This is a genomic window from Winogradskyella ursingii, from assembly GCF_013403975.1.
Classification (GTDB): Bacteria; Bacteroidota; Bacteroidia; order Flavobacteriales; family Flavobacteriaceae; genus Winogradskyella; species Winogradskyella ursingii.
Genome location: NZ_JABFDH010000001.1, coordinates 414,953 through 439,090 on the forward strand (window position 1 = coordinate 414,953; position 24,138 = coordinate 439,090).

Annotated in this window: 22 protein-coding genes; 17 read left to right on the forward strand and 5 right to left on the reverse strand. The window is 33.8% G+C overall.

Annotated features, from left to right (window positions below; genetic code table 11):
* The first annotated feature begins 42 nt into the window (after positions 1 to 42).
* On the forward strand, positions 43 to 3,753 hold the full coding sequence (locus HM983_RS01910; protein ID WP_179343578.1) for a metallophosphoesterase: 3,711 nt from the start codon (positions 43 to 45) through the stop codon (positions 3,751 to 3,753).
* Positions 3,754 to 3,762: 9 nt separating this feature from the next.
* Complete coding sequence (locus tag HM983_RS01915; protein WP_179343580.1) at positions 3,763 to 5,091, forward strand: DUF2254 domain-containing protein; 1,329 nt, start codon at positions 3,763 to 3,765, stop codon at positions 5,089 to 5,091.
* Here the strand turns inward: HM983_RS01915 and HM983_RS01920 are convergent.
* Complete coding sequence (locus HM983_RS01920) at positions 5,080 to 5,886, reverse strand: SdiA-regulated/phytase-like domain-containing protein (protein ID WP_179343582.1); 807 nt, start codon at positions 5,884 to 5,886, stop codon at positions 5,080 to 5,082. The two genes, HM983_RS01915 and HM983_RS01920, sit on opposite strands and share 12 nt — an antisense overlap.
* A gap of 22 nt (positions 5,887 to 5,908) precedes the next feature.
* Here HM983_RS01920 and HM983_RS01925 point away from each other — a divergent pair, with 22 nt between their 5' ends.
* Entirely contained in the window at positions 5,909 to 7,129 is a 1,221-nt protein-coding gene (locus tag HM983_RS01925) for a BaiN/RdsA family NAD(P)/FAD-dependent oxidoreductase (protein ID WP_179343584.1), read from the forward strand.
* Here HM983_RS01925 and HM983_RS01930 read toward each other — a convergent pair.
* Positions 7,099 to 9,381 carry a response regulator gene (locus HM983_RS01930; RefSeq protein WP_179343586.1) on the reverse strand — a complete coding sequence of 761 codons (2,283 nt, stop codon included), beginning with the start codon at positions 9,379 to 9,381 and terminating at the stop codon, positions 7,099 to 7,101. The two genes, HM983_RS01925 and HM983_RS01930, sit on opposite strands and share 31 nt — an antisense overlap.
* A gap of 181 nt (positions 9,382 to 9,562) precedes the next feature.
* Between HM983_RS01930 and HM983_RS16015 the strand changes: the two genes are divergently transcribed.
* From HM983_RS16015 to HM983_RS01965, 7 genes are all read left to right on the forward strand, one after another.
* Positions 9,563 to 9,697, forward strand: a complete 135-nt coding sequence (locus HM983_RS16015; RefSeq protein ID WP_394366246.1) for a DUF1697 domain-containing protein — start codon at positions 9,563 to 9,565, stop codon at positions 9,695 to 9,697.
* 28 nt (positions 9,698 to 9,725) lie between these two features.
* Entirely contained in the window at positions 9,726 to 10,037 is a 312-nt protein-coding gene (locus HM983_RS16020) for a hypothetical protein (RefSeq protein WP_394366247.1), read from the forward strand.
* 2 nt (positions 10,038 to 10,039) lie between these two features.
* Positions 10,040 to 11,161 carry a diphosphomevalonate/mevalonate 3,5-bisphosphate decarboxylase family protein gene (locus HM983_RS01945; RefSeq protein ID WP_179343590.1) on the forward strand — a complete coding sequence of 374 codons (1,122 nt, stop codon included), beginning with the start codon at positions 10,040 to 10,042 and terminating at the stop codon, positions 11,159 to 11,161.
* 36 nt (positions 11,162 to 11,197) lie between these two features.
* The gene (locus HM983_RS01950) at positions 11,198 to 12,127 is read left to right on the forward strand and encodes a mevalonate kinase family protein (RefSeq protein WP_179343592.1); all 930 of its coding nucleotides are present in this window, start codon (positions 11,198 to 11,200) and stop codon (positions 12,125 to 12,127) included.
* 67 nt (positions 12,128 to 12,194) lie between these two features.
* On the forward strand, positions 12,195 to 13,097 hold the full coding sequence (locus HM983_RS01955; protein ID WP_179343594.1) for a geranylgeranylglycerol-phosphate geranylgeranyltransferase: 903 nt from the start codon (positions 12,195 to 12,197) through the stop codon (positions 13,095 to 13,097).
* Positions 13,098 to 14,045: a carbon-nitrogen hydrolase family protein gene (locus HM983_RS01960; protein ID WP_179343596.1), complete on the forward strand. Its 948-nt coding sequence runs from the start codon at positions 13,098 to 13,100 to the stop codon at positions 14,043 to 14,045.
* A 108-nt stretch (positions 14,046 to 14,153) separates the two neighbouring features.
* A complete protein-coding gene (locus HM983_RS01965; RefSeq protein WP_179343598.1) occupies positions 14,154 to 15,026 on the forward strand; it encodes a pseudouridine synthase in 873 nt (290 codons plus the stop codon).
* Here HM983_RS01965 and HM983_RS01970 read toward each other — a convergent pair whose 3' ends face one another.
* The 3 genes from HM983_RS01970 to HM983_RS01980 form a co-directional block, all read right to left on the reverse strand.
* Positions 15,027 to 16,040, reverse strand: coding sequence for a transglutaminase domain-containing protein (locus HM983_RS01970; RefSeq protein ID WP_179343600.1), 1,014 nt, complete (start codon positions 16,038 to 16,040; stop codon positions 15,027 to 15,029).
* 69 nt (positions 16,041 to 16,109) lie between these two features.
* Positions 16,110 to 16,535 carry a carboxypeptidase-like regulatory domain-containing protein gene (locus HM983_RS01975; RefSeq protein WP_179343602.1) on the reverse strand — a complete coding sequence of 142 codons (426 nt, stop codon included), beginning with the start codon at positions 16,533 to 16,535 and terminating at the stop codon, positions 16,110 to 16,112.
* Between the two features lie 387 nt (positions 16,536 to 16,922).
* Positions 16,923 to 17,363, reverse strand: a complete 441-nt coding sequence (locus tag HM983_RS01980; RefSeq protein WP_179343604.1) for a hypothetical protein — start codon at positions 17,361 to 17,363, stop codon at positions 16,923 to 16,925.
* A 561-nt stretch (positions 17,364 to 17,924) separates the two neighbouring features.
* On the opposite strand from HM983_RS01980, the gene HM983_RS01985 reads away from it, so the two are divergent.
* From HM983_RS01985 to HM983_RS02015, 7 genes are all read left to right on the forward strand, one after another.
* Complete coding sequence (locus tag HM983_RS01985; protein ID WP_179343606.1) at positions 17,925 to 19,325, forward strand: arginine decarboxylase; 1,401 nt, start codon at positions 17,925 to 17,927, stop codon at positions 19,323 to 19,325.
* Complete coding sequence (speB, locus tag HM983_RS01990) at positions 19,315 to 20,256, forward strand: agmatinase (protein ID WP_179343608.1); 942 nt, start codon at positions 19,315 to 19,317, stop codon at positions 20,254 to 20,256. Before HM983_RS01985 ends, speB begins: the two co-directional genes overlap by 11 nt.
* The gene (locus HM983_RS01995) at positions 20,246 to 21,223 is read left to right on the forward strand and encodes a deoxyhypusine synthase family protein (RefSeq protein ID WP_179343610.1); all 978 of its coding nucleotides are present in this window, start codon (positions 20,246 to 20,248) and stop codon (positions 21,221 to 21,223) included. Before speB ends, HM983_RS01995 begins: the two co-directional genes overlap by 11 nt.
* Positions 21,224 to 21,225: 2 nt before the next feature.
* Positions 21,226 to 22,758, forward strand: coding sequence for a carbon-nitrogen hydrolase family protein (locus HM983_RS02000; RefSeq protein WP_179343612.1), 1,533 nt, complete (start codon positions 21,226 to 21,228; stop codon positions 22,756 to 22,758).
* Positions 22,759 to 22,803: 45 nt separating this feature from the next.
* Positions 22,804 to 23,130, forward strand: a complete 327-nt coding sequence (locus HM983_RS02005; RefSeq protein WP_179343614.1) for a hypothetical protein — start codon at positions 22,804 to 22,806, stop codon at positions 23,128 to 23,130.
* A gap of 75 nt (positions 23,131 to 23,205) precedes the next feature.
* On the forward strand, positions 23,206 to 23,619 hold the full coding sequence (locus HM983_RS02010) for a VOC family protein (RefSeq protein ID WP_179343617.1): 414 nt from the start codon (positions 23,206 to 23,208) through the stop codon (positions 23,617 to 23,619).
* Between the two features lie 149 nt (positions 23,620 to 23,768).
* Positions 23,769 to 24,113: a hypothetical protein gene (locus HM983_RS02015; RefSeq protein WP_179343619.1), complete on the forward strand. Its 345-nt coding sequence runs from the start codon at positions 23,769 to 23,771 to the stop codon at positions 24,111 to 24,113.
* Positions 24,114 to 24,138: the final 25 nt, after the last annotated feature.

Below are 24,138 nucleotides of genomic sequence, written 5' to 3' on the forward strand. Positions count from 1 at the left end.
AAATAATGGTAAATGGTAAAATATACAAACCTTAACTACTAAATGAATAAATTTTATAAACCACTTGTTTTTCTAATTGTTATTTTAATTGTTAACGCCTGCGCTACTTCTAAAGCACGATATAAGGACGAAGATGATAAAAATAATGTGCTCCCAAATAAACCAATAGAAAAGACATTTTATCTCATTGGTGATGCTGGTAAATCACCAAAAGGTGGTATGTCTAGAGCCTTGGAAGCATTTAAAAATCATACTATAGATAAGAATACAAAAGATGATTTTGTAATTTTTCTTGGGGATAATATATATCCAGACGGATTACCAAGAAAAGGGCAAAAAGGCAGAGCTAGTGCGGAAAATGCTCTGAACGGACAAATAAAATCTGTTGATGGTTTTAATGGCGAAGTACTTTTTATTCCTGGTAATCATGATTGGTATTCCGATGGACTGAACGGACTTAAGAGAGAGGAAAAATATATTGAAGATGCTTTAGGTAAAGATATATTTAAACCCGAAAATGGTTGTCCAATTGAGGATTTTGATATAGGAGAAAATATAAAGTTAATTGTTCTCGATTCTCAGTGGTACTTAGAGAATTGGAATAACCATCCAACCATTAACGATGAATGCGAGATAAAAACAAGGGAACGTTTTTTTGAAGAAATTGAAGGTGAGCTAAAAGATGCTCAAAATAAAACGATTATCATAGCAATGCACCATCCCATGTACACCAATGGTGTTCATGGTGGACAATATGCTCTGAACAAGCATTTATTTCCGACACAGAAAAAAATTCCAATCCCAATTTTAGCATCATTGGCCTCACAAATTAGAACTCAAGGTGGTGTATCTATCCAAGACCGTTTTAACGAGAGCTACAATAATTTAATGAACCGATTGGAAACAATGACTCTCGACGCAGAAAATGTCATTTTTGTATCAGGTCATGAACATACGCTTCAGTATTTAGAAAAGGATAAAATAAAACAAATTGTCTCAGGTTCTGGCGCAAAGGAATCTTATGCAGATTTAAGTAATACTGGTTTGTTTTCTTATGGTAAACAAGGTTTTGCTGAGCTTACTGTGTTCAAAGACGGTAGCAGTTGGGTGACCTTTTATAGTGCTGTTAATGCTATTGCAAAAAAAATATATGTGAAGGAAGTCTTTCCACCAACGGAAAGTTACGATGTATCAAATTTACCAGATACTTTTCCGCAAGAAATCGAAGCGTCTGTATATACAGAAGAAGAAACCGATAAATCAGACTTCTTTAAATCGGTTTGGGGTGATCGGTATAGAGAAACTTACAATACAAAAATTACTGCTAAAGTGGCTACTTTAGATACTCTTTATGGTGGGTTGGAGATTGTAAGGGCAGGAGGTGGGCACCAAACCAAATCTTTGAGATTAAAAACCAAAGATGGCCGCGAACTCAATATGCGCGCTCTGAAAAAAAGTGCTACACAATATTTACAAGCAGTACTTTTTAAAGATACATATATACAAGATGAATTTGAGCGCACTGCTGTGGAAAGTCTCATATTGGATTTTTATACTGCGGCTCACCCATATGCATTTATGGTAGTACCAGATTTGTCCGATGCGGCAAAAATATATCACACCAATCCAAGAATTTTCTTTATTCCTAAACATAAGCATCTAGGAAAATATAACCAGGATTATGGTGGAGAGTTGTATATGATTGAGGAACGGCCAGAAGAAAATTACACCAATGAGCGTAATTTTGGATACGCAGATGATATCGAAAGCACCCATGATATCATTGAAAAAATAAGAGAGGATGAAAAATATAAAATAGATCAGAACGCTTATGTTAGAGCCCGTCTGTTTGATATGCTTATAGGAGATTGGGACAGGCATCAAGACCAATGGCGCTGGGCTCAGTTTGATCAAGAAAATGGCGATAAACTTTACCGACCTATTCCTCGAGATCGCGATCAAGTATTCTCTAATTTTGATGGTGCTTTATTGGATGTAATGCGAATTATTTCTGGTTCTACGAACCAACTTCAGGTTTACGATGAGGAACTTGAGGATGTAGAATGGATGAATGCAGCTGGTGTAAAACTAGATCGAGTATTGGTGCAACAAGCCAAAAAAGAAACATGGATAAAACATGCTAAATTTTTGCAAGAAAACATAACTGATAAAGTCATAGATGTAGCCTTTGCGAAAGTGCCAGACGCTGCACAGGACAAGAATTTAGATGAAATTAAGAAGTTGCTGAAGGGTAGACGCGGTAACCTTGTTGATATTGCAGAACGTTATTATAATTATCTCAATGAATTGGCAATAGTAACTGGAACAGATAAAGACGATTACATAGAAATAAATAGAATCGGGAACAATGAAACGCTAGTTAAAATATCACGAATTAAGGATGGAGAAAAGGGTGAAATAGTCATAGAAAAAACTTTTAATAAAGACATAACTAAAGAGATTTGGGTATATGGTTTGGATGACAAGGATATTTTTGAAGTTAGCGGTAAAGCAAAGAACCTCATTTTTACAAGATTAATAGGTGGCCAGGAAAACGACACTTACATATTAAAAAACGGAAGGCGTGTTAAGGTTTATGATCACGAAAGCAAACCAAATACAGTAGAACTACAGAAAGGTGGAACGTTGAGGTTTACGGATGTTTATAAGCTCAATCTATTTGATTATCAAAAAGACATTCGTACAAGTGGTAATATAACACCTGCGTTAGGTTTTAATCCGGATGATGGTGTAACAATAGGGCTGTCATTTTCTAAAACAATAAATGGCTTTCAGAGAAACCCATTTTCACAAGAACATCGTTTTAGAGGTGGCTATTATTTTGCGACCAATGGTTTTTCTATTGATTATAACGGTGAATTTGCAAATATTAAAAACGATTGGAATTTGCATGTAGGAGGACGGCTTACTTCAGAAAATTATACAAACAATTTCTTTGGCTTTGGAAATGAAACCGAAAATTCCGATGATGAATTAGATTTTGACTACAATCGTGTAAAAACCAGTATATATATGGCCAAAGCCGGTGTTGTAAAGAAAGGTAGTTTTGGTAGTGATTATGGTTTCAGAGCGGTACTTGAGGGAGTTAAGTTAGATCCGACGGAAGATAGATTTATTACTGAGGAATTTGGTGGTGCCATGGAAGAAGGTTTTTTTGACCGTCGTTATTTTGGAGCTATTGAGGCCGAATATAATTACGAAAGTTTCGACAAAAAAATCAATCCAACGAGAGGGATGACCTTTTTGCTTAATATCGGTGCAAAGTCAGAGTTAAAAGAAGCGAAAAGAACTTATGGTTATATTAACTCAAACCTTGGATTTTATAATTCTATTTCGCGTAACAGAAAATTAGTGCTAAAAACAGACTTAAGAACTCAGTTTAGGATAGGTAACGATTTTGTGTTCTACCAAGCAGCAAATATTGGTGGTAGAAACGGTTTAAGAGGTTTTAGGCATGAACGTTTTACAGGAAGAAATTCCTTAGTTGGTAGTACAGATTTAAGGTACAGTTTCGATTCTTTTAAAACCAGAACTTTACCCTTGCAAATTGGAGTATTTGGTGGTTTCGATATTGGTAGAGTATGGTTGAGAGGTGATTTTTCAGATAAATGGCATAACGATTATGGTGGTGGTTTATGGGTTACCGCAGCAGAGAGTCTTTCAGGAACATTCAATTTGTTTAACAGTGATGAAGGTCTTAGATTCTCCTTTGGTTTTGGTCTTAATTTTTAAATATAAAATGTGAAAAGTTATTTCTACAGAGTTTTAAATTATTTAGATAAGTTAGAGAGTAATATCGCTTTCTACCCAACGATAATCAGTCTATTTGGTACATCCTTTGCTTTTTTTATGATTTATTTAGAAAGTAAAGGTGTCTCCAAATACCTTATAGAACACGCTCCAATTTTAGTAGTTAACAATACTGAAACGGCTAGGAGTCTGCTCACAACTTTTATTGCAGGACTCATTTCTATCATGGTGTTTAGCTTTTCATTGGTGATGATCTTATTGAACCAAGCTTCAAGTAATTTTTCCCCAAGATTGTTGCCTGGGTTAATTTCTAACCGAAGACATCAGATTATTTTGGGTATTTACAATTCAACTTTACTGTATTGTATTTTTACATTGGTATCTATAACTCCTAATGGAGACAAATATCAAATGCCAGGTTTTTCTGTGTTATTGGGTATTATTTTTATGACTGTTAGTTTGGCTGCTTTTATATACTTCATCCATTCTATTTCTCAAGAAATACAGGTAAATAATATCATGTCCAAAATTTTTGAGGATGCAAAAAAGCGTTTAAAAAAATTAATTGAAAATGAAAAACATATAGACACAGATTTCGAAGATTCTTCAGAATGGGAAAGCATTATGTCAAAGGGTACGGGATATATGCAAGATATTAGTTTAAATGCCTTATCGAAATTGGCAGAAGAAAACGATCTAAGAATTGAGATTGTACCTATAAAAGGTGCTTATATTATGGAGGGAATTCCGATCTTAAAATATAAAGGAACAATTGATGATGAGCTAAGGGATAGGCTAGTAGAGACTATCACGTTTTCCAATAACGAGTTAATACAAGACAACTATGTCCTGGCTTTTAAACAGATAACAGAAATTGCGCTTAAGGCGATGTCACCTGGTATCAATGACCCTGGAACTTGTATAAATGCAATAGATTTATTAACAGAGTTGTTTGCATTGCGAATGACCAAAAAGAATAAAAGCTATTATTTTAATAAAAACGAAGATGCACTCATCTACATAAAAACTGTCAGTTTTGAGCAACTGTTGTATAACGTCATGGCTGCTCTACGCACATATTGCAAACACGATATTATAATTGTGCAAAAACTCTTTATGATGCTCCAGTACTTACTTCAAAAAGATGATGTACTCGAAGAAAGTTACAATGCATCTATAATTGAAGAAATTAATAATTTAAAGAAAGACGCCTTAAAAAATCATGAAAATGAAGCCGATATCAAAGTAATAAATGATTATATAGAAAAGCTTGAAAAATTAAATCCATCGGAATACAAATTCAATGATTTATCGAAGTGAAAAACTGTAAATATTCCCACCTTCTCCACCATTACGTTCATCTGTGATTAATACGACGTCGTTAGATTGAAAACAAACCCCTTCTTTCTGAGTATTATTACCAAAGGGCATGGCATTGATAGTGCCTGAGAAAAAATCATCACCATTAAAGTTGGTCAACTTCCAAAGTTTATCGTGATTTAATAATACTATTATCTGTCCGTCGTCACTGATGTCTGCCGAAGTGATTTTATTTCCGTTGCCGTTAAGCTCATATTCAGAACGTACCAAGGATTCCTGAATTCCAATTTCATTTTTAACCTTAAGTACTACAAACTTTTTAGACTCTTTACTAAAGAGATAAAACGAATCGTCATAAATAAAAAAAGCCTCAAAATTATCCCGGAATTTCTCGGGCAATTTCACCTTAATTACTTCCGCTGTGGCGTTGCTTTTGTTTAAGTCTTCATGCTTTACTTTATAGATATTAAAAGTTTTTCGCTTTTTGCTGTTATTGCCAAAATCCCCAATGTAGATATTACCTTCCTTATCCATAGTGAGATCCTCCCAATCGTCATTTTCGGCATTTAAAACGGTGATGCTTTTTTCTATTTTACCATTTTTTTTGAGTGCATAAAGTGTATTGTTGTTTCCAGAATCTTCAATGGCCCAAATCAGGTCAGAATCAGTACTCATTTCGGCAGCAGAAACTTCGTCCAATGCATTGTTTATAGAGCCCAAAATATTTAAGTTGCCCAATGGCTGGCAAGCCGAGATAATTATAAAAAGGAATATTAGTCTTTTGAAGTATATCATCGTAATTTTGAAGCATTAAATTATGAAATCGGACGCATACAAAGATATTATAATTATTGGTGGTGGAGCAGCAGGATTCTTTGCAGCCATCAATATCGCAGAGCAACATCCGGAACTTTCTGTTGCCATATTAGAACGTGGCAAAGAGGGATTGCAAAAGGTTAAAATCTCTGGCGGCGGACGCTGCAATGTGACCCATGCAGAGTTTATTCCGTCGGAATTGGTGCTTAACTATCCAAGAGGGGAAAAGGAATTGTTAGGTCCATTCCATAGTTTTATGACTGGTGATACTATCTCATGGTTTGAAGAACGTGGAGTAGAATTAAAGATAGAAGAAGACGGCAGAATGTTCCCAATTTCCAATTCATCCCAAACCATTATAGACTGTTTCTTGAATGAAGCTAAAAAACATAAGGTTGAAATCCTCTACAATCACTCTTTAAAGTCAATTGAAGTTTTGGATGCAGGTTTTGAGCTTGCAACGTCGCAAGGTAATCTTCGATGCAGAAAAGTCGTGATGGCAACAGGTAGTAATCCTAAAGTTTGGAAATTGTTGAAGGATTTAGGACATAAAATAATTGAACCTGTTCCGTCGCTTTTCACTTTTGATATTAAAGATGAAAGAATTAAGGGTATTCCGGGAGTCGTTGCCAATAATGTTGAGGTAAAAGTATTGGGAACCAATTTAGAATCCCGAGGACCACTGCTAATTACACATGTTGGCATGAGCGCACCAGCAATTTTAAAGCTTTCAGCATTTGGTGCGTTGGTATTGGCCAGAGTCAATTATAATTTTAAAATTGAAATAAATTTCATCAGACAAACCCAAGAGGAATGTTTAGAGTTATTGAAAGCGTTGAAACTGGAATTTGCAAAAAAGACCATTTATAATTCTGCACAATTCAATATACCAAAACGACTATGGAAAAAATTGATTCAAGCCTCAAATATAGATGAAACTGAACGTTGGGCAGACATCACTAAAAATCAATTAGAAGCAATATCAGAACAGTTGACTCAAGCAGTGTTTGAGGTGAAGGGAAAAAGTACGTTTAAAGAAGAGTTTGTAACTGCTGGTGGCGTCGATTTAAAAAACATTAATTTCAAGACTTTTGAAAGCAAAATTGTTCCTAATCTATATTGTGTTGGAGAAGTAATCAATGTGGATGCTGTTACTGGTGGGTTTAATTTTCAGAATGCTTGGACAGGAGCTTATATTGCAGCTAAATCAATTTGGCGATAAAATCGCTGTTGCTCTGCATAAGTTAAAATGATGTGCTTAAAGTCTTCAAATATATAAGGCTTTGTTATAATTTGATTAATGCCTGCTTCACTTGCTTTTTGTGAGATTTCGGCAGAATTTAAAGCGGTTAATGCCAGTATCGGAATATTAAGATTAAACATTCTTATGTGTTTGGTCACCTCATAGCCATCCATGTCTGGCATGTTTATATCCATTAAAACCAGATCAAACACTCTTTCTTTTACAATGGAAATTGCTTGTCTTCCGTTAGAGACCGTTTCACAAGTAAAGTCTGCAATTTTTTCAATATTCTTTTTGGTGATTAACAAGTTAATTTTATTGTCGTCAACAATGAGAATGTGCATGTCTTTTTTGGTAGGAGCGATGGAAATAGGATGGTTTAAATTTGGGGATATCGCCAAATCAAATGTTATTTCAAAAAAGAAAGAAGAACCTTTGTTAGGTACTGATGTAAAATCAATATCAGATCCGTAGCTTTTAAGTAAGGTTTTTACAATATTTAGTCCTAGACCAGAGCCACTACTATTTTTATGTAAAAACGTTTTATTTTCAAAAGCTTTAAAAACAACAGAGCGGTGTTCTTTTTTTATACCAATTCCTGTATCGTTGACTTCGAAACGAAGTGTGACATCCTCTAAGGTTCTTGATTTCTCAAAAATGTTAATAGAAACGTGACCTTCTCGGGTGTATCTAATGGCATTATATACTAAATTAATTAAGATTTGGCTAAAGGCAATTTTGTCTATTAAAATATATTCGTTGTCATCTGACTCTTCGATATTTGTTATCAATTGTAGTCCTTTATTTTTGGCTGCTACTTTTACGGTACTGATTACATGATTGACAATCCTATTGATTTTATCTGGTTTTAAACGAAGGGATTTTTCTTCAAACTTTAATTTATTAGCTTGTAAAATATTATCAATTAAAATAGAAAGATAGTTGCTGGAGGACATAAGAGAATCTAAATAAGATTGTCTTTTCTGCTCATCTTTTTCTTGGTCTATTAATGTGGCAAGTCCTGTTATACCATAAATAGGTGTTCTGAGTTCGTGGCTTAAAATTGAGAAGAATTCCAATCTATCTTTGTCAATAGCTAATAGTTTTTCATTTGATTCTTTAAGTTCTTTGTTTATTGATTCTATATTTTCTTTTGCTTTAAAATGGGCATATAGAAAAATTAATGTCACAATTAATAATATGGATATAATTATGGTAGTAACCATTAAGATTTGAGATGCTTTGGCATCTTTAATTCTCATGATATTGGCAATATTGAGTTTTTGTTCTGTATTAACAATTTTAGTAATGAGCTCACCATTTCTAGAACTTCTATTGTCATATTCTAAAAGAGCATTATACTTGTAAACATCTGATGCTAGAAGGTACTTGTTTGCAGAATCTACATTTTTTAATACTTCGTTGTAATAAAGAAACTTGTAATAATTAAAGGTGGCTAACTTTCTGTTTTTTTCGTGATCTCCTTTTATTGCTAGCTTTAATTCTTCCTCACTTATGGAGAATAAAAGATGAAACCCTTTAGGTCGAAAATTGGATAATTTTATTTCTGCTATTGCTTTATGGTATCTATAAGATTGTAATAATCTGTTTTTTAAATGCTTTACATCATAGGGTTTTGATAGGTTAAGTTGGTTGAAATCTACTAGCTTTAGGGTGTCAATCGCGTGGGTTGTAAGTTTTAATAGGTTATTATTTAAATGTCTGTAGTAATTTTTTTTAATGTTGTTCTCTAGATTTACAAAATATAGTTCACTATTTAACGCCTTTGCTAAATTTTGTGCCCTTGGATAGAGGCTGTCGAATTTTTTATAGTTTTTTGATTTTAAGTAGTTGTCTGTTAATCCAGAAAATACCCTGTTTTTCCCTTGATTATCATTAAGTAGATTATATAATTCAAGTGCTTTCAAATGCTTGGTTTCAGCATTTTTGTAATTAGACAGTTTTGTCAAGACCTCTCCCAAACGAAAATATGCTTTTGCTTCAACAGCCTTCAAATTATACTTATTGGAAAAATCTATGGCCTCGTTAAGAAGAGTCGTTGCCTTGTAAAGACTGTCGCTTTCTACTAATCTATCTAAGAGCTCAGAGTCAAACGAGCAGGTTTTAGTAGTGTTATTAACCACTAGCAATTCACCTTGGCCAAATGAATAGTTGCAATTAAAAATGAAGTATACGATTAATAAAAATATGCTCGATTTAGGGAATCTCATTATATTTATTACAGATTAGGGTCGGTAAATATAAAATAATTATCGACAATACACACATTTTATCGACAAAGTGTATTTTAAATATTGATTTCACTTACATAGATTGAATCTTTTGTCAAATTATAAGACTTATATAGCACTACTAAGAGGCATTAACGTCGGTGGTCACAACAAAATACCAATGGTAGAGTTGAGGACTGCTTTGAGCAGTTCAGGGTTAAAAAATGTAAAGACTTATATTCAAAGCGGTAATGTCATTTTTGGAGCTAAGGAGCAAAGTCATAAAAATTTAGAACTAAGTAAGAGATGCTATTAAAAATAAATTTTCGTTAGAAATTCCGGTAATTGTCAAATCAAAAAATAAGCTTCAAGGGATTTTTGATGATTGTCCATTTGCATTAGCCAAGAAAGCAGAAAGTTATTTTGTAATTCTAAGTGCTATTCCAGATACGCAATTGGTTAAAGAAACAATCCAAAAGACTTATCCAGACGATGAATATCATATAATAAAAGATTGTATTTATTTGTATTGTGCCAACGGATATGGAAAGTCAAAGTTCAATCTCAATTATTTTGAAAAAAAATTGAAAGTAAAAGCTACGGCTCGAAACTATAAAACGACGGTAAAACTATTATCTTTGACTGATAATAAATAAGCATGACAGAACAAGATTTCATTCCAAAATCATATGACAATTCAATAGAAAGCGGAAGCGTAAAATGGTCCTCGCCAAGTAACATAGCATTAGTTAAATATTGGGGGAAAAAGAAAAATCAAATCCCTGAAAACCCCTCGATCAGTTTCACATTATCCAATTGTAAAACCATAACTGAAGTCACTTTTAATAAAAAAGAAAGTGATGGTTTTAGTTTTGATGTTTTTTTTGAAGGGGAAAAAAATGAAGCATTCAAGCCAAAAATCCAAACTTTTTTTGAACGCGTTGAAGCTTATGTACCATTTCTAAAGGATTATCATTTTAAAATTGAAACTTCAAATACATTTCCTCACAGTTCAGGTATAGCGTCTTCTGCTTCTGGTATGAGTGCGCTAGCTCTTTGCCTAATGGGTATTGAGACAATGCTAACAGATACTATCGCACCGAGTAATTCGACTGCGCTCAGCATAAACTCTGTCGAGAAGTCGCAGTTTAACCAAAAAGCATCATTTTTAGCCAGACTAGGATCAGGCAGTGCTTGCCGTAGTATCGAAGGTGAGCTTGTAGTGTGGGGCGAAAACACTAGCTTCACTAATAGTTCAGATTTATACGGAGTTAAGTTTGAAGGTGAAATCAATTCAAAATTTAAAGATTTTCAGGATACCATTTTATTAGTAGATAAAGGCGAAAAGCAAGTTAGCAGTACCGTTGGGCATCAACTAATGTTTGATCATCCGTTTGCAAAAGAGCGTTTTGATCAAGCACATACCAATTTAGAAAAGTTAAAGGAAGCTTTAATATCAGGCGATTTAATTTCATTCATAGAGATAGTTGAGAGCGAAGCATTAACGCTCCATGCGATGATGATGACCAGCATGCCATATTTTATTTTAATGAAACCTAACACGTTAGAGATTATTAATAAAATTTGGAATTTCAGAAAAAAAACTGCTTCTCATGTCTGTTTTACTTTAGACGCAGGTGCCAATGTTCACGTTTTATATCCGGCTAGTGAAAAAGAAATGATACTCGGTTTTATTAAAAATGAACTTGCTGAATACTGCGAAAACGGACACTATATTTGCGACCAAATAGGTTTGGGTGCAAACCAAATACAAGAATAATTCGTATATTTGTTATAAGAAACTGCTGAAACACAGATGAAAGGACCTCTATTCTATTCAAAAATTTTACTCTTTGGTGAGTATGGGATTATTAAAGATTCCAAAGGTTTATCAATTCCTTATAATTTCTATAACGGAGCATTGAAAGTGGATAAAAAACCTTCCGATGAAGCCAAAAAATCTAACGAAAGTCTAAAGCGTTTTGTTTTATATCTAAAGGGTTTAAGCAAAGATTTGGTGTCTTTTGATTTTGATGTTTTGCAGAATGATGTAGATGCTGGCATGTATTTCGATTCTTCCATTCCGCAAGGTTATGGAGTAGGAAGTAGCGGAGCATTGGTCGCTGCTATTTACGATAAATATGCAATAGATAAAATCACGGTTTTAGAAAATTTAACGCGAGAGAAGCTACTGAAATTAAAGCTTATTTTTGCTGAAATGGAATCGTTTTTCCATGGAAAATCTTCTGGCTTAGACCCATTAAACAGTTATTTGAGCTTGCCAATTCTTATCAAATCCAAGGACAATATTGAAGCTACCGGAATTCCATCACAAAAAACGGATGGCAAAGGGGCTGTATTTTTATTGGATAGTGGGAGCGTTGGAGAAACTGCACCAATGGTAAGTATTTTCATGGAAAACATGAAGAACGAGGGCTTTCGCAGTATGCTTAAAGATCAGTTTATAAAACATACAGATGCTTGTGTCGATGACTTTTTGAAAGGTGATATTAAGTCGTTATTCAAAAATACTAAACAATTATCCAAAGTGGTGCTAAATAATTTTAAGCCAATGATCCCAAAACAATTTCACGAACTTTGGAAAAATGGCTTGGATACCAACGATTATTATTTAAAGCTTTGTGGCTCAGGAGGTGGAGGCTATATTTTAGGATTTACCGAAAATATTGATAAGGCCAAAGAAGCATTAAAAGCACACAAACTAGAAGTGGTTTATAATTTTTAATATATAATATTTAATATTCAAACCTCACAGGTTACTATAACCTGTGAGGTTTTTTTAATTGTTAATTATGCTATCAAGACGGCAGAAACACATTCTTCTCAAATTTTTCAGCCTGTTTTCTGTAGTTAGAGGTTACAATATTTTAGTCGTGGTTGTAGCGCAGTATTTGGCTTCCATATATATTTTTGCCCACGATAAGCCAGTTAGAGAAGTCTTATTGGATGTCAACTTATTAATGTTGGTTTTTGCATCATCGGCAACGATTGCAGCAGGGTATATTATCAACAATTTTTATGATTCTGAAAAAGACCTCATTAACAGGCCTCAAAAAACCATGTTAGACCGTTTGGTGAGCCAGAATACCAAGCTTTCCTTTTATTTTGCACTTAATTTTTTGGCAGTAGTTTTTGCAAGTTATGTTTCTTTCAAAGCGGTCATTTTTTTTGCATTTTACATCTTGGCGATTTGGTTGTATTCGCATCGATTTAAAAAACAGCCTATGACGGGCAATTTGGTTTCTGCAGTACTTACAGTAACCCCTTTTTTCGCCATATTCATTTATTATCAAAATTTTGAAAAAGTCATTTTTGCACATGCCTTGTTTTTATTTTTATTGGTTTCTATGCGCGAACTAACCAAAGACTTGGAAAACATTAAAGGCGACTTGGCATTGGGTTATAGAACTGTTCCGGTAGTTTATGGAGAAAAAATTTCAAAGCGCATGTTGTCTGTTGTTGGAGTTTCAACTATTGTTGCAGCTATTGTCCTGATATTGTTTTTTAAAATTGGGCATATGTATCTGTTTTTTTATCTCAGTGTCGTATTGCTTATTGCTTATTTACTCATACTTTGGAAATCGAATAAAAAAACGCACTATCTTTTACTACATAATATTCTAAAATTCATAATTGTAGCAGGTGTATTTTCAATTTTATTGATTGATGTCTCAGTTGTTTTAAACCGTATATAAATGAATACTACTCTTAAGATTGCCATGGCCCAAATCGCACCAGTTTGGCTAGATAAAAAAGCGACATTAGCGAAAATTGAAAACTCTATCAAAAATGCTGTAGCAGAGAGCTGCGAGCTTGTGGTTTTTGGAGAAGCATTATTACCTGGTTACCCTTTTTGGCTAGCGCTTACAGGTGGTGCCGAGTGGAATACAGAGGTTAATAAAAAATTGCATGCACATTACGTCAATAATTCAATATGTATTGAAAAAGGCGAGTTGGATAGTGTGTGTAAACTGGCAAAAGAACATAAAATAGCCATCTATTTGGGCATTATGGAGCGTCCAACCGATAGAGGCGGTCATAGTATTTACGCATCCTTGGTTTACATAGACCAACATGGAGAAATAAAATCAGTTCACAGGAAATTACAACCTACCTACGATGAACGATTAACTTGGTCACCAGGCGATGGTCATGGTCTCAAAGTTCATTCTTTAAAGTCCTTTACCGTTGGCGGACTCAATTGCTGGGAAAATTGGATGCCATTACCGAGAACTGCACTTTATGGACAAGGCGAAAATCTACACATTGCGGTATGGCCAGGAAGCGATCATAATACCAAAGATATTACGCGTTTTATAGCGAGGGAATCGCGTTCTTATGTCGTTTCTGTTTCAAGTTTAATGTCCAAATCAGATTTTCCAAAAGACACCCCTTTTATAGATAAAATTTTGAAAAACGCTCCAAATACTTTAGCCAATGGAGGCAGTTGTATTGCAGGACCAGATGGTGAGTGGGTTGTAGAGCCTGTGTTGAATAAAGAAGGATTAATTATTCAAACTATAGACTTTAATCGAGTTCTGGAAGAGCGTCAAAACTTTGATGTTGTAGGTCATTATTCTAGACCAGATGTCACTAAATTGACGGTCAATACAGAGCGACAAACTACTGTGGAAATTAAGTAGTTAATGTTAACTATTGTTTACCTTTGCAAAAAATTAGACTGAATTTGTTATATTAAAAAATCAGTTGAAGTTATAATTTAAAATAATCCCGTTTTTAGGGTAAAAGATATGAGCAGACATCAAGGAAGTAAAGGAAAAGGAAAAGTATCAGGAAGAGAAGGTGCAGGTTCAAACAGAAATTCCAGCAGAACCAATGTTAATTCTCACAAAAAGAGTTATGCACGAGGTAATGCTCCAGTAAAAAGAAATACTTCATCTCAAGGTACCTCAAACCCAGATGAAATCCGTTTAAATAAATACATCTCTAATTCGGGTATTTGTTCGCGTCGTGAGGCCGATGAAAATATTGCTATTGGATTGGTTACGGTTAACGGAAAAGTCATTACCGAAATGGGTTATAAAGTGAAGCGTAGTGACGATGTGCGATTTGACGGTCAAAGAATTACACCAGAACCAAAAACATACGTGTTATTAAATAAGCCCAAAGGTTTTGCTACTACAACTGCAGAAGGAAAGGGTAGAACAGTTATGGATTTGGTGGCCAATGCAACCAATGCCAACATAAAGCCGATTGGTCGTTTGGGCAGAAATTCTATGGGATTATTGCTTTTTACTAATGATGAAAAAATAGTTAAGAAATTCACTAATTCTAAGAATGGTGTGGCAAGATTGTTTCAGGTAGAACTCGATAAAAACTTGAAATATGAAGATCTCAAAAAAATAAAAGAAGGTTTTAAAGTCGATGGAAAACTGGTCGAAGTTGAAGATATTAGTTATATCGAAGGCGAGTCTAAAAATAAAATTGGTATAAAAATTAAAAATACCGGCAATACCATTCTGCGCACGATTTTCGATAATTTAAATTATGATTTGGTAAAGTTAGATTGTGTCTCTATCGGTCATCTTACTAAAAAAGATATTCCTCGAGGCCATTGGAAACATCTTACAGAGCAAGAGGTGAATACCTTAAAAATGTTATAATCAATCTCCGACTTTGACAGTGTAGGTTGCTATTAAACGATTTTGGATATAAAGATGCACATCATAAAATCCCGAATGTTGAAACACTTGTTTTAAATTTAATAATCTGTTATCGATAGAAACAGAAGATGGTTTGGTGGTCCATGATGTTGTACCATTGTACAACAGTAATGAAATCTCATCTTTCTCTACTAAATTTCTAAGTTGATACTGAAATTCTATCATTTCGTTTTTGGATATATCCTGATGCATTTTTTCTGGGGAAATATGACGTTCTAAAATCTCAAATGCGTCACCATAAAGAATGGGTCCATTTAGAAATGAATTGAATGTTGGTGGCGTCACATTTAGTTGCCACCATTTTTCTTCTACAGGAAAGTGATTAATAGCTAGCAAACTAGGCTCTGCCATGAAAAATCCGTCATTATATTTAAACTGGAATCTATTAGTTTCAGGATTTGGAATACCACTAGCCCAAGTAGGATCGCATAAATACCATTTTTCATTAAGTTTAACGGCATTCCATGAATGATTGGGTAAAGTTAAATTTTCTATATCAGTCGTGCTCACACGCGCAAAACCCTGTACAATTTCACACTCTATATCAATAGCATTCGCCAGTTCCTTGAGTACATAAGCGTAACCTGTGCATATCGTGCGTTGTCGTTTCAGTAGTTTTTTAAAAAGCTTTTTTCGGAATGATACATTCCAACTTTGTAATTTTAAACTGTCGTCTTTAAAGCGCTCGCGCTTTCTTTTATTCTTATGATAAAGGCTATAGTCATTGGCAATATTTTCGCAGACCCATTTGTAGATTGCTCTAAAACGTTCAATATCTGTATCTAAATTTTCTGAAAGTGAGTATGCCAGATTAGTCAAATTGTTGAGATCTTCATCTTTATAAACATTAGCAATACTGTCCGCTTTTTTAAAATCGATATGCTCAAAATCTGAAATTTGACCATAAAATTGCAAACTGATTGAAAATAGAAAAAAGAAGAATAAATTTTTCAAATTGTTTGTTGTAATATAAAATTGAGCGTTTTTAATAAAAAACGCTCAACTTGAAAAAACACTATAAGTTTAGTTCTTACGTTTAGATTTATAAGGTTTCCCAGAATTTAAAGCACCAATCATTTCAATTTTTGCTTCGTCAAGAGTGACTTCAATAAATTGAGTATTTTCCTTAATAATAACTTCTTTGGCTTCATAACCTAAGTACTTAAATTCTAAAACGTCGTTAATTTTAAGAGGTTTCGGGAATGTAAAAGCGCCATTTTTGTCGGTTACCGTTCCAATTCTAGACCCTTTTAACAAGACATCCGCTCCTGGCAGTGGGCCATCTTCGTTACTCACAACTCCCTTGATGGTTTTGGTTTGTTGAAGTTTTGTGATCATGTTTGTAATCTTCTTCTCTGTTAATGCCGAAGTAAAATTCAGAAAGCCTATAAACATTAGTCCAATAAAAAGAATGGATTTCAAATTGTGTTTTTGTATTAATGTTTTCATAATCATATGGTTTTGTTTAAAACAAATTTATGAGCTATGGTTAAAGATATAAAATAGGATTGAGTTAATCAGGTGCTTTGGTTAGCTATATTAGAGGTTCAATGAGTAAAGTTTTTTACTTGATGTACTAAAGCACCTTAATGATTTAAAAAAAAATCCACCTCGATATTTTGCTCACATAATGTTTTAGCTTAACGAAAAATTCTTGAGATAATAATTATGGTAGCTGCTTGGTTAAGTGTTTTGTTGCACGTATTCCATTGGATGTATGTTTGGGTTGTTGCTGAAAATCGAGACTGGAAGGCGATGCTGAATATAAAGGTACGTAAATAAAAAATTAATGAGATTTTCCTTGATTTGACGACAGAACTTTGTTGCCTAAAGTATTTATTCGGCGCAAAATTTTCCTTCATTAACTTGGGTTTCATTTCCAATTGTTAGTGTCGACTTATAATATGCACATTTTCCTTCAATTCGAGTTATTTTATTTAAAAATCCGCCCATCATATTTATAGTCTTTTGGATATTAGTTAAATCAGATTTCTTTTCATCGTAAATTAATGTATATGAACAATCGTCAATCCATTTTATTATTCCATATTGAGGTTTTGTTGGAAAATCTACAGTTTGTAATTCTTCTGGAATTTGCGTGTAAATTTCTGATTGTTCGTTTCCATTGCGTACTATTTTCCATTTTATTACGTTTAAACTTGGCAGTGTTATTTCGCCAGTAAAAATTCCTTTTTTAAAATCTCCACAAGCTAAATCTTGGCTATAACCGTCAAATCCGAATAGTACAAATATTATAAATATGGTTTTTCTCATCATACGAGCAACAGTCTATTGTATGGTTTCGTTGCGTGTTCCAGCATCTAATTTAACAAATAAAAACTGAATAGAAAATCCGAGTGGATTTTCGTAATTAGGCTATAACTAGCAATAAATTATACACGATTATTTTTGTGAATTAACCGCTTTAATTCAATGGTATGAAGTGTTGAAGTCATAATGTTATAATTAAGAATAAAATAACTGGTTAAAAGCACCCTAAAAATTGAGTTTTACTCGACCTGATTATTTCTGAAAAATTTCACAAAAAAATTTCACAATTCAAAAAATAATTTACATTTGCTACGCATTTTAGCTGAACAATTGAACTGTGTTTTTATGTTCGGGTTTTTGAAAATTAGGAAGTCAATTTCAAAGGCCGCTTATAAGATAAGCAACCGAATTTTAGAGCTAACTTCCGCCAATACCATTGTTGCTAGCCAGCACAATTATGCTTTTATACCCACTACTCAAAATAAAATTCAGGTATGATATAACATTTAGTTAACTTATTACCAAGTACTATTTTATTATTTTACCATTGAATTTTTAAACCAAACAATGAATACAAAATATATTGATCTCATCGATCAATCCTTTTATTTTCCTCAAGAGGAATTTAAACTCGAAGACAATGCATTAAATTTCCATGACATTGATCTTATGGAATTGATAGAAAAATATGGTGCACCATTAAAGTTTACCTATTTACCGCAAATATCCAACAACATACAACGCGCAAAAAAATGGTTTGACGATGCTTTTAAAAAGCACGATTATAAAGGCAATTACAATTATTGCTATTGCACCAAAAGCTCACATTTTAAACACGTATTGGATGAGGCCTTAACCAACAATATTCATATCGAAACTTCATCAGCTTTTGATATCGATATCGTGAAAAATTTAAAAAAAGAAGGCAAAATTACGGACGAAACCTTTGTAATTAGCAATGGTTTTAAGCGTGAACAATATGTAACCAACATAGCAGACCTCATTAACGACGGACATAAAAACTGCATCCCGATTATTGACAATTATGAGGAAATTGATTTACTTTCTAACGAAATAAAAAAGAAATTCAAGGTTGGTATTAGAATCGCTTCTGAAGAAGAACCGAAATTTGAATTTTACACCTCTAGATTAGGTATCGGTTACAAAAATATTGTACCTTTTTACAAGAATCAAATTCAGAATAATAAAAAGGTAGAGTTGAAAATGCTTCACTTTTTTATTAATACAGGAATAAGGGATAATGCCTACTATTGGAACGAGCTTAACAAGTGCTTAAAGGTTTACACTTCTTTAAAGAAAATCTGTCCAACTTTAGATAGTTTAAATATTGGTGGTGGTTTTCCTATAAAAAACTCTCTGGCTTTCGATTTTGATTACCAATATATGGTTGAAGAAATTGTGAACCAGATTAAATTGGTTTGCGAAGACGAAGAAGTAGATACACCACATATTTTTACAGAATTTGGAAGTTTCACAGTTGGTGAAAGTGGTGGTGCCATTTACAAAGTATTGTACCAAAAACAACAAAATGACCGTGAAAAATGGAATATGATCAATTCCTCGTTTATCACAACGTTGCCAGATACTTGGGCAATAAATAAACGCTTTATCATGTTGCCAATTAACCGTTGGAACGATAGTTACGAGCGGGTGCTTTTAGGAGGATTAACCTGTGACAGTGATGATTATTACAATAGTGAGCAACATACCAATGCCATCTATTTACCAAAATACAATAAAGACAAGCCGTTGTACATTGGCTTTTTTAATACAGGTGCTTATCAAGAAACCATTGGTGGTTTTGGAGGGTTGCAACATTGTTTAATCCCGTCTCCAAAACATATTTTAATTCAACGAGATGAAGACGGAAACATCTCGACAAAACTATTTAGCGAACAACAAAAAAGTGAAGACTTACTTAAAATTTTAGGATATAATGAAAACTAAAACTTATGCTGGTATTCCAGAAGATAAAGCAAAACTAGAAACCTCTAAAATTGTATTGATTCCTGTGCCTTACGATGGTACAAGTACGTGGCAAAAAGGTGCGGACAAAGGACCAGAAGCCTTCTTAAATGCTTCAGAAAACATGGAACTTTACGATATTGAAACCGAAACTGAAGTTTACGAACAGGGAATTTATTTGGCAGATGTTATTACAGAAAATAGCTCTCCTGAAGCTATGGTAGATGCTGTACACCAAGCCACAAAAAAGTATATTAAGAAAAATAAATTCGTGACGATTTTTGGTGGCGAGCATTCTATATCTATTGGTACCATTAGAGCATTTAATGAAATGTACGATGATATTACGGTATTACAATTGGATGCCCATGCAGATTTGCGTGAATCTTATGAAGGTTCTAAATGTAATCACGCTTGTGCAGTCTATGAAGCTAGCCAGACCACAAACTTAATTCAAGTTGGTATTCGCTCAATGGATGCTATAGAAAAAACTGTAATGGACGAAGACAAAACCTATTTTGCGCACGATATGGCCGTAGATGATAGTTGGACGGATTCTGCCATTGACCAAATGACAGAAAATGTTTTTATCACTATAGATCTGGATGTATTTGATCCTTCGATTTTGCCGAGTACGGGTACTCCTGAGCCAGGAGGATTATTATGGTACGAAACATTGGATTTCTTAAAACAAGTATTTGAAGAGAAAAATGTGGTAGGTTTTGATATTGTGGAATTATGCCCTAATGAAGTTGATAAATCGTCTGATTTTTTAGCAGCCAAATTATATTACAAATTGTTGAGCTATAAATTCCAGAATGAAGATGCGGATGATGATTTTGAGAGTAATTTTAATAAATCGTCAAACGAAGGAAACAAAATAAATAAATTTAATAACGAAGATGAGTACTAATAAAGGAGAGATTTCAAAATTTATAGAAAAGTATTATTTACATTTTAATGCGGCAGCTTTGGTTGACGCGGCAAAGGGTTATGAAGACCAATTAAATTCTGGTGCAAAAATGCTTGTTTCGCTGGCAGGTGCTATGAGTACTGCAGAATTAGGAAAAATCTTTGCTGAGATGATTAGAAAAGATAAAGTACAAATCATATCCTGTACCGGCGCAAATTTAGAAGAGGATATTATGAATTTGGTTGCACATTCGCACTACAAACGTGTGCCAAACTATCGTGATCTAACGCCACAGGACGAATGGGATTTATTAGAAAAAGGCCTTAACCGAGTAACCGATACTTGTATACCGGAGGAAGAGGCTTTTAGAAGAATTCAGGAGCATATCGTTAAGATCTGGAAAGATGCCGAAGCCAAAGGAGAACGCTATTTGCCACATGAGTACATGTACAAGCTACTGTTATCTGGAGTATTGGAAGAATATTACGAAATAGATTTAAAAGATTCTTGGATGTATGCAGCGGCTGAGAAAAACTTACCTATTATCTGTCCAGGTTGGGAAGATAGTACTTTAGGAAATATTTTCGCAAGCTATGTGCTTAAAGGTGAGTTAAAAGCTAGTACCATGAAATCAGGTATTGAATACATGACCTTTTTAGCAGACTGGTACACGGATAATTCTGAAAACGGAATAGGATTCTTTCAAATAGGTGGAGGTATTGCGGGTGATTTTCCTATTTGCGTCGTGCCAATGTTGTACCAAGATATGGAACGACCTGAGACACCGTTTTGGAGTTATTTCTGCCAGATTAGTGATAGTACAACAAGTTACGGATCGTATTCTGGAGCAGTGCCAAACGAGAAAATTACTTGGGGAAAACTAGATATTAATACACCAAAATTTATCATTGAAAGTGATGCAACTATAGTTGCGCCATTGATTTTTGCCTATCTTTTAGATATGTAATTATGGAAGATCAGAAAATTGAAAACATTAAATTAGAGTACCTCACTGTCAACGATTATGAGGAACTTAAATCGGCCACGCTTGAGTCTTATGGAGGTGTGCTTAATTCCTATTGGAAAAAAGAACATATTGAGCGCTTAACTTCCATTTTTCCGCAAGGTCAGGTTGTTATTAAAATCGACGATGTTATTGCAGGTTGTGCATTATCGCTAATTGTAGATTATGATAAGGTAGAAGACAATCATACCTACGCGGATATTATTGAAGGTGATAAATTCAAAAACCATGATCCAAACGGCGATGTTTTATACGGGATTGATGTATTTATAAAGCCAGAATTTAGAGGCTTAAGATTGGGCAGACGTTTATATGATTATAGAAAAGAACTTTGTGAGGAACTAAACCTTAAGGGTATCGTTTTTGGCGGAAGAATGCCCAACTATCATAAATTTCAAAATGAATTTACGCCAAAAGAATATATTGAAAAAGTAAGGCACAAAGAGATTCATGATCCTGTATTGAATTTTCAGATTTCTAATGATTTTCATCCTTTAAGGGTTATAAAAGGCTATTTAGCAGGTGATACAGCATCAAACGAATATGCTGTTCTAATGGAGTGGGATAACATCTATTACACTAAAAAGAGTAAAAGAGCAAGTTCGGTGAAAACCATAGTAAGGTTAGGGTTAATCCAATGGCAAATGCGTACTTACAACAGTTTGGAGGATTTAATGCAACAAGTAGAATATTTTGTAGATAGCGTTGCAGCTTACAGATCTGACTTTGCTCTATTTCCTGAATTCTTTAATGCTCCACTAATGGCAAAATACAACCATATGTACGAGCCGGATGCGATTAGGGAGTTGGCCAAATATACTAAGCCTATTGTTGAAAAAATGCAACAATTATCTATCTCGTATAATATCAATATCATCACAGGCAGTATGCCAGAATTAATCGATGATAAATTATACAACGTCGGTTATTTATGTCGTAGAGACGGAAGTTCTGAGCGTTACGAGAAAATTCACGTCACACCAGATGAAGCCAAAGTTTGGGGCATGCAAAGAGGTCACAAATTAAATACCTTTCAAACAGATGCTGGCAAAATTGGTATTCTAATTTGTTATGATTCTGAATTTCCGGAATTATCTAGATTGCTTTCGGACGAAGGCATGGATATTTTGTTCGTACCATTCTTAACCGATACTCAAAATGGTTATTCTAGAGTAAGATTATGTGCTCAGGCTCGTGCCATTGAAAACGAATGTTATGTGGCTATTGCTGGTAGTGTAGGTAATTTACCAAATGTGAATAATATGGACATCCAATATGCACAATCGGCCGTATTTACACCGTGTGACTTTTCGTTTCCTAGTAATGGAATTAAAGCGGAGGCAACACCGAATACAGAAATGATTTTAGTGGCGGACGTAGATATAAGTTTATTGAGGGAATTACACTCCTTCGGAGCTGTTAAAAATTTAAAGGATCGCAGAAAAGATGTTTATAATGTTATTCGAGTAAACCAATAAATAGTATATTTAAAAAAAAATTAGCTCCAATAATTAAGATTAAAAATGAAGCCAAAAGACGCACATCTAAAACGAGTAATTGTTGATTTTAAAAAATTAACTCCAGAAATTTTATCCCTTTTAGTAGAAAAATATCCAGATGGTTATGATGATGACCATATCGTCTCGTTTAAAAATGCAAAAAACGAAACAGTAGAAGCGGTAGAAGTAACAACAGAAGATACTAAGTATTTGGTAAAAGTAAGTACCAAGCTTGAAGTTACTATGGAAAATTACGATGAAGAGGACTACGAGGAGTTTGAAGATGACGATCCAGATGCAGTGCAGGATCCTGAATTAGAGCCTGGTGCAGAGGACGAAGATTTCGATTAAAATCTAGCTATTACGTTGATAATATTTTGTAATTTACTGTAAGTTAAAAAGTTGTATTTTTTAAATGGTTAAATTATGGAAACATCATTTCACATGTCGTTACCTTGTTTAAGTGTAACAGAAACCAAGAATTTTTATGTTAATAGTATCGGTGCCTCTTTAGGTCGGACTGCAAAAACATGGGTGGATATTAACCTTTTTGGCCATCAACTGACTTTTATTAAGGCCGAAAAATTCAATTTCACTAATCCAAATTATGTGTTTGAAGGTAAGATATTGCCATCATTCCATTTTGGTATAATAGTAGGTGTCGAAACTTGGGGAGAAATCTATGCTAAGCTAAGCAATCAAAATTTTGATGTTGTAACACAAACTACATTTCTTAAGGACAAAATCGGTGAGCATCTTTCCTTCTTTATAACGGATCCAAACGATTATATGTTAGAATTTAAGAGCTTTAAAGATCCAAAAGAGATGTTTAAATCGTAATTAAAAGACGTCCAAAAAATCAATAGAATACGTTAATAATCATTACCACGTGTATTTCAATTATTTGAAAATACTAAAGGCGCTCTCGGACTTGTGGTGGTTAAATTCCGAAGAAACTAAATCAATTTCTAACATTAAATTTTTTAATTATGAAAACAAAATCGATTGCAGTATTTGGTATTTTATTTCTTGCGTTTTTAACTTTAACATCATCAAAAGATATACAAGACAAACTTACTTTTGAAGGTGTATATGACGGCAAAGAAGATTACGGTTATAACTTTATCGGTATGGATGAAGAAGGTGACGAATTCACAATGACTTTTCAAAATATTGATGCAGAAGTACTAAAGAGTTTCAATTTAAATTCACAAGATTTGGTAGGTTCAAGATTTGCTATTACTTACACTTCCGTAACAGAAATCGAAACTGACGAGGATGGTTACGAAGATGAAATTGAAACCAATACTATTGTTGCCTTAAAAAAACTTTAAGGATATTCTTTTAAAAAAAATCAAA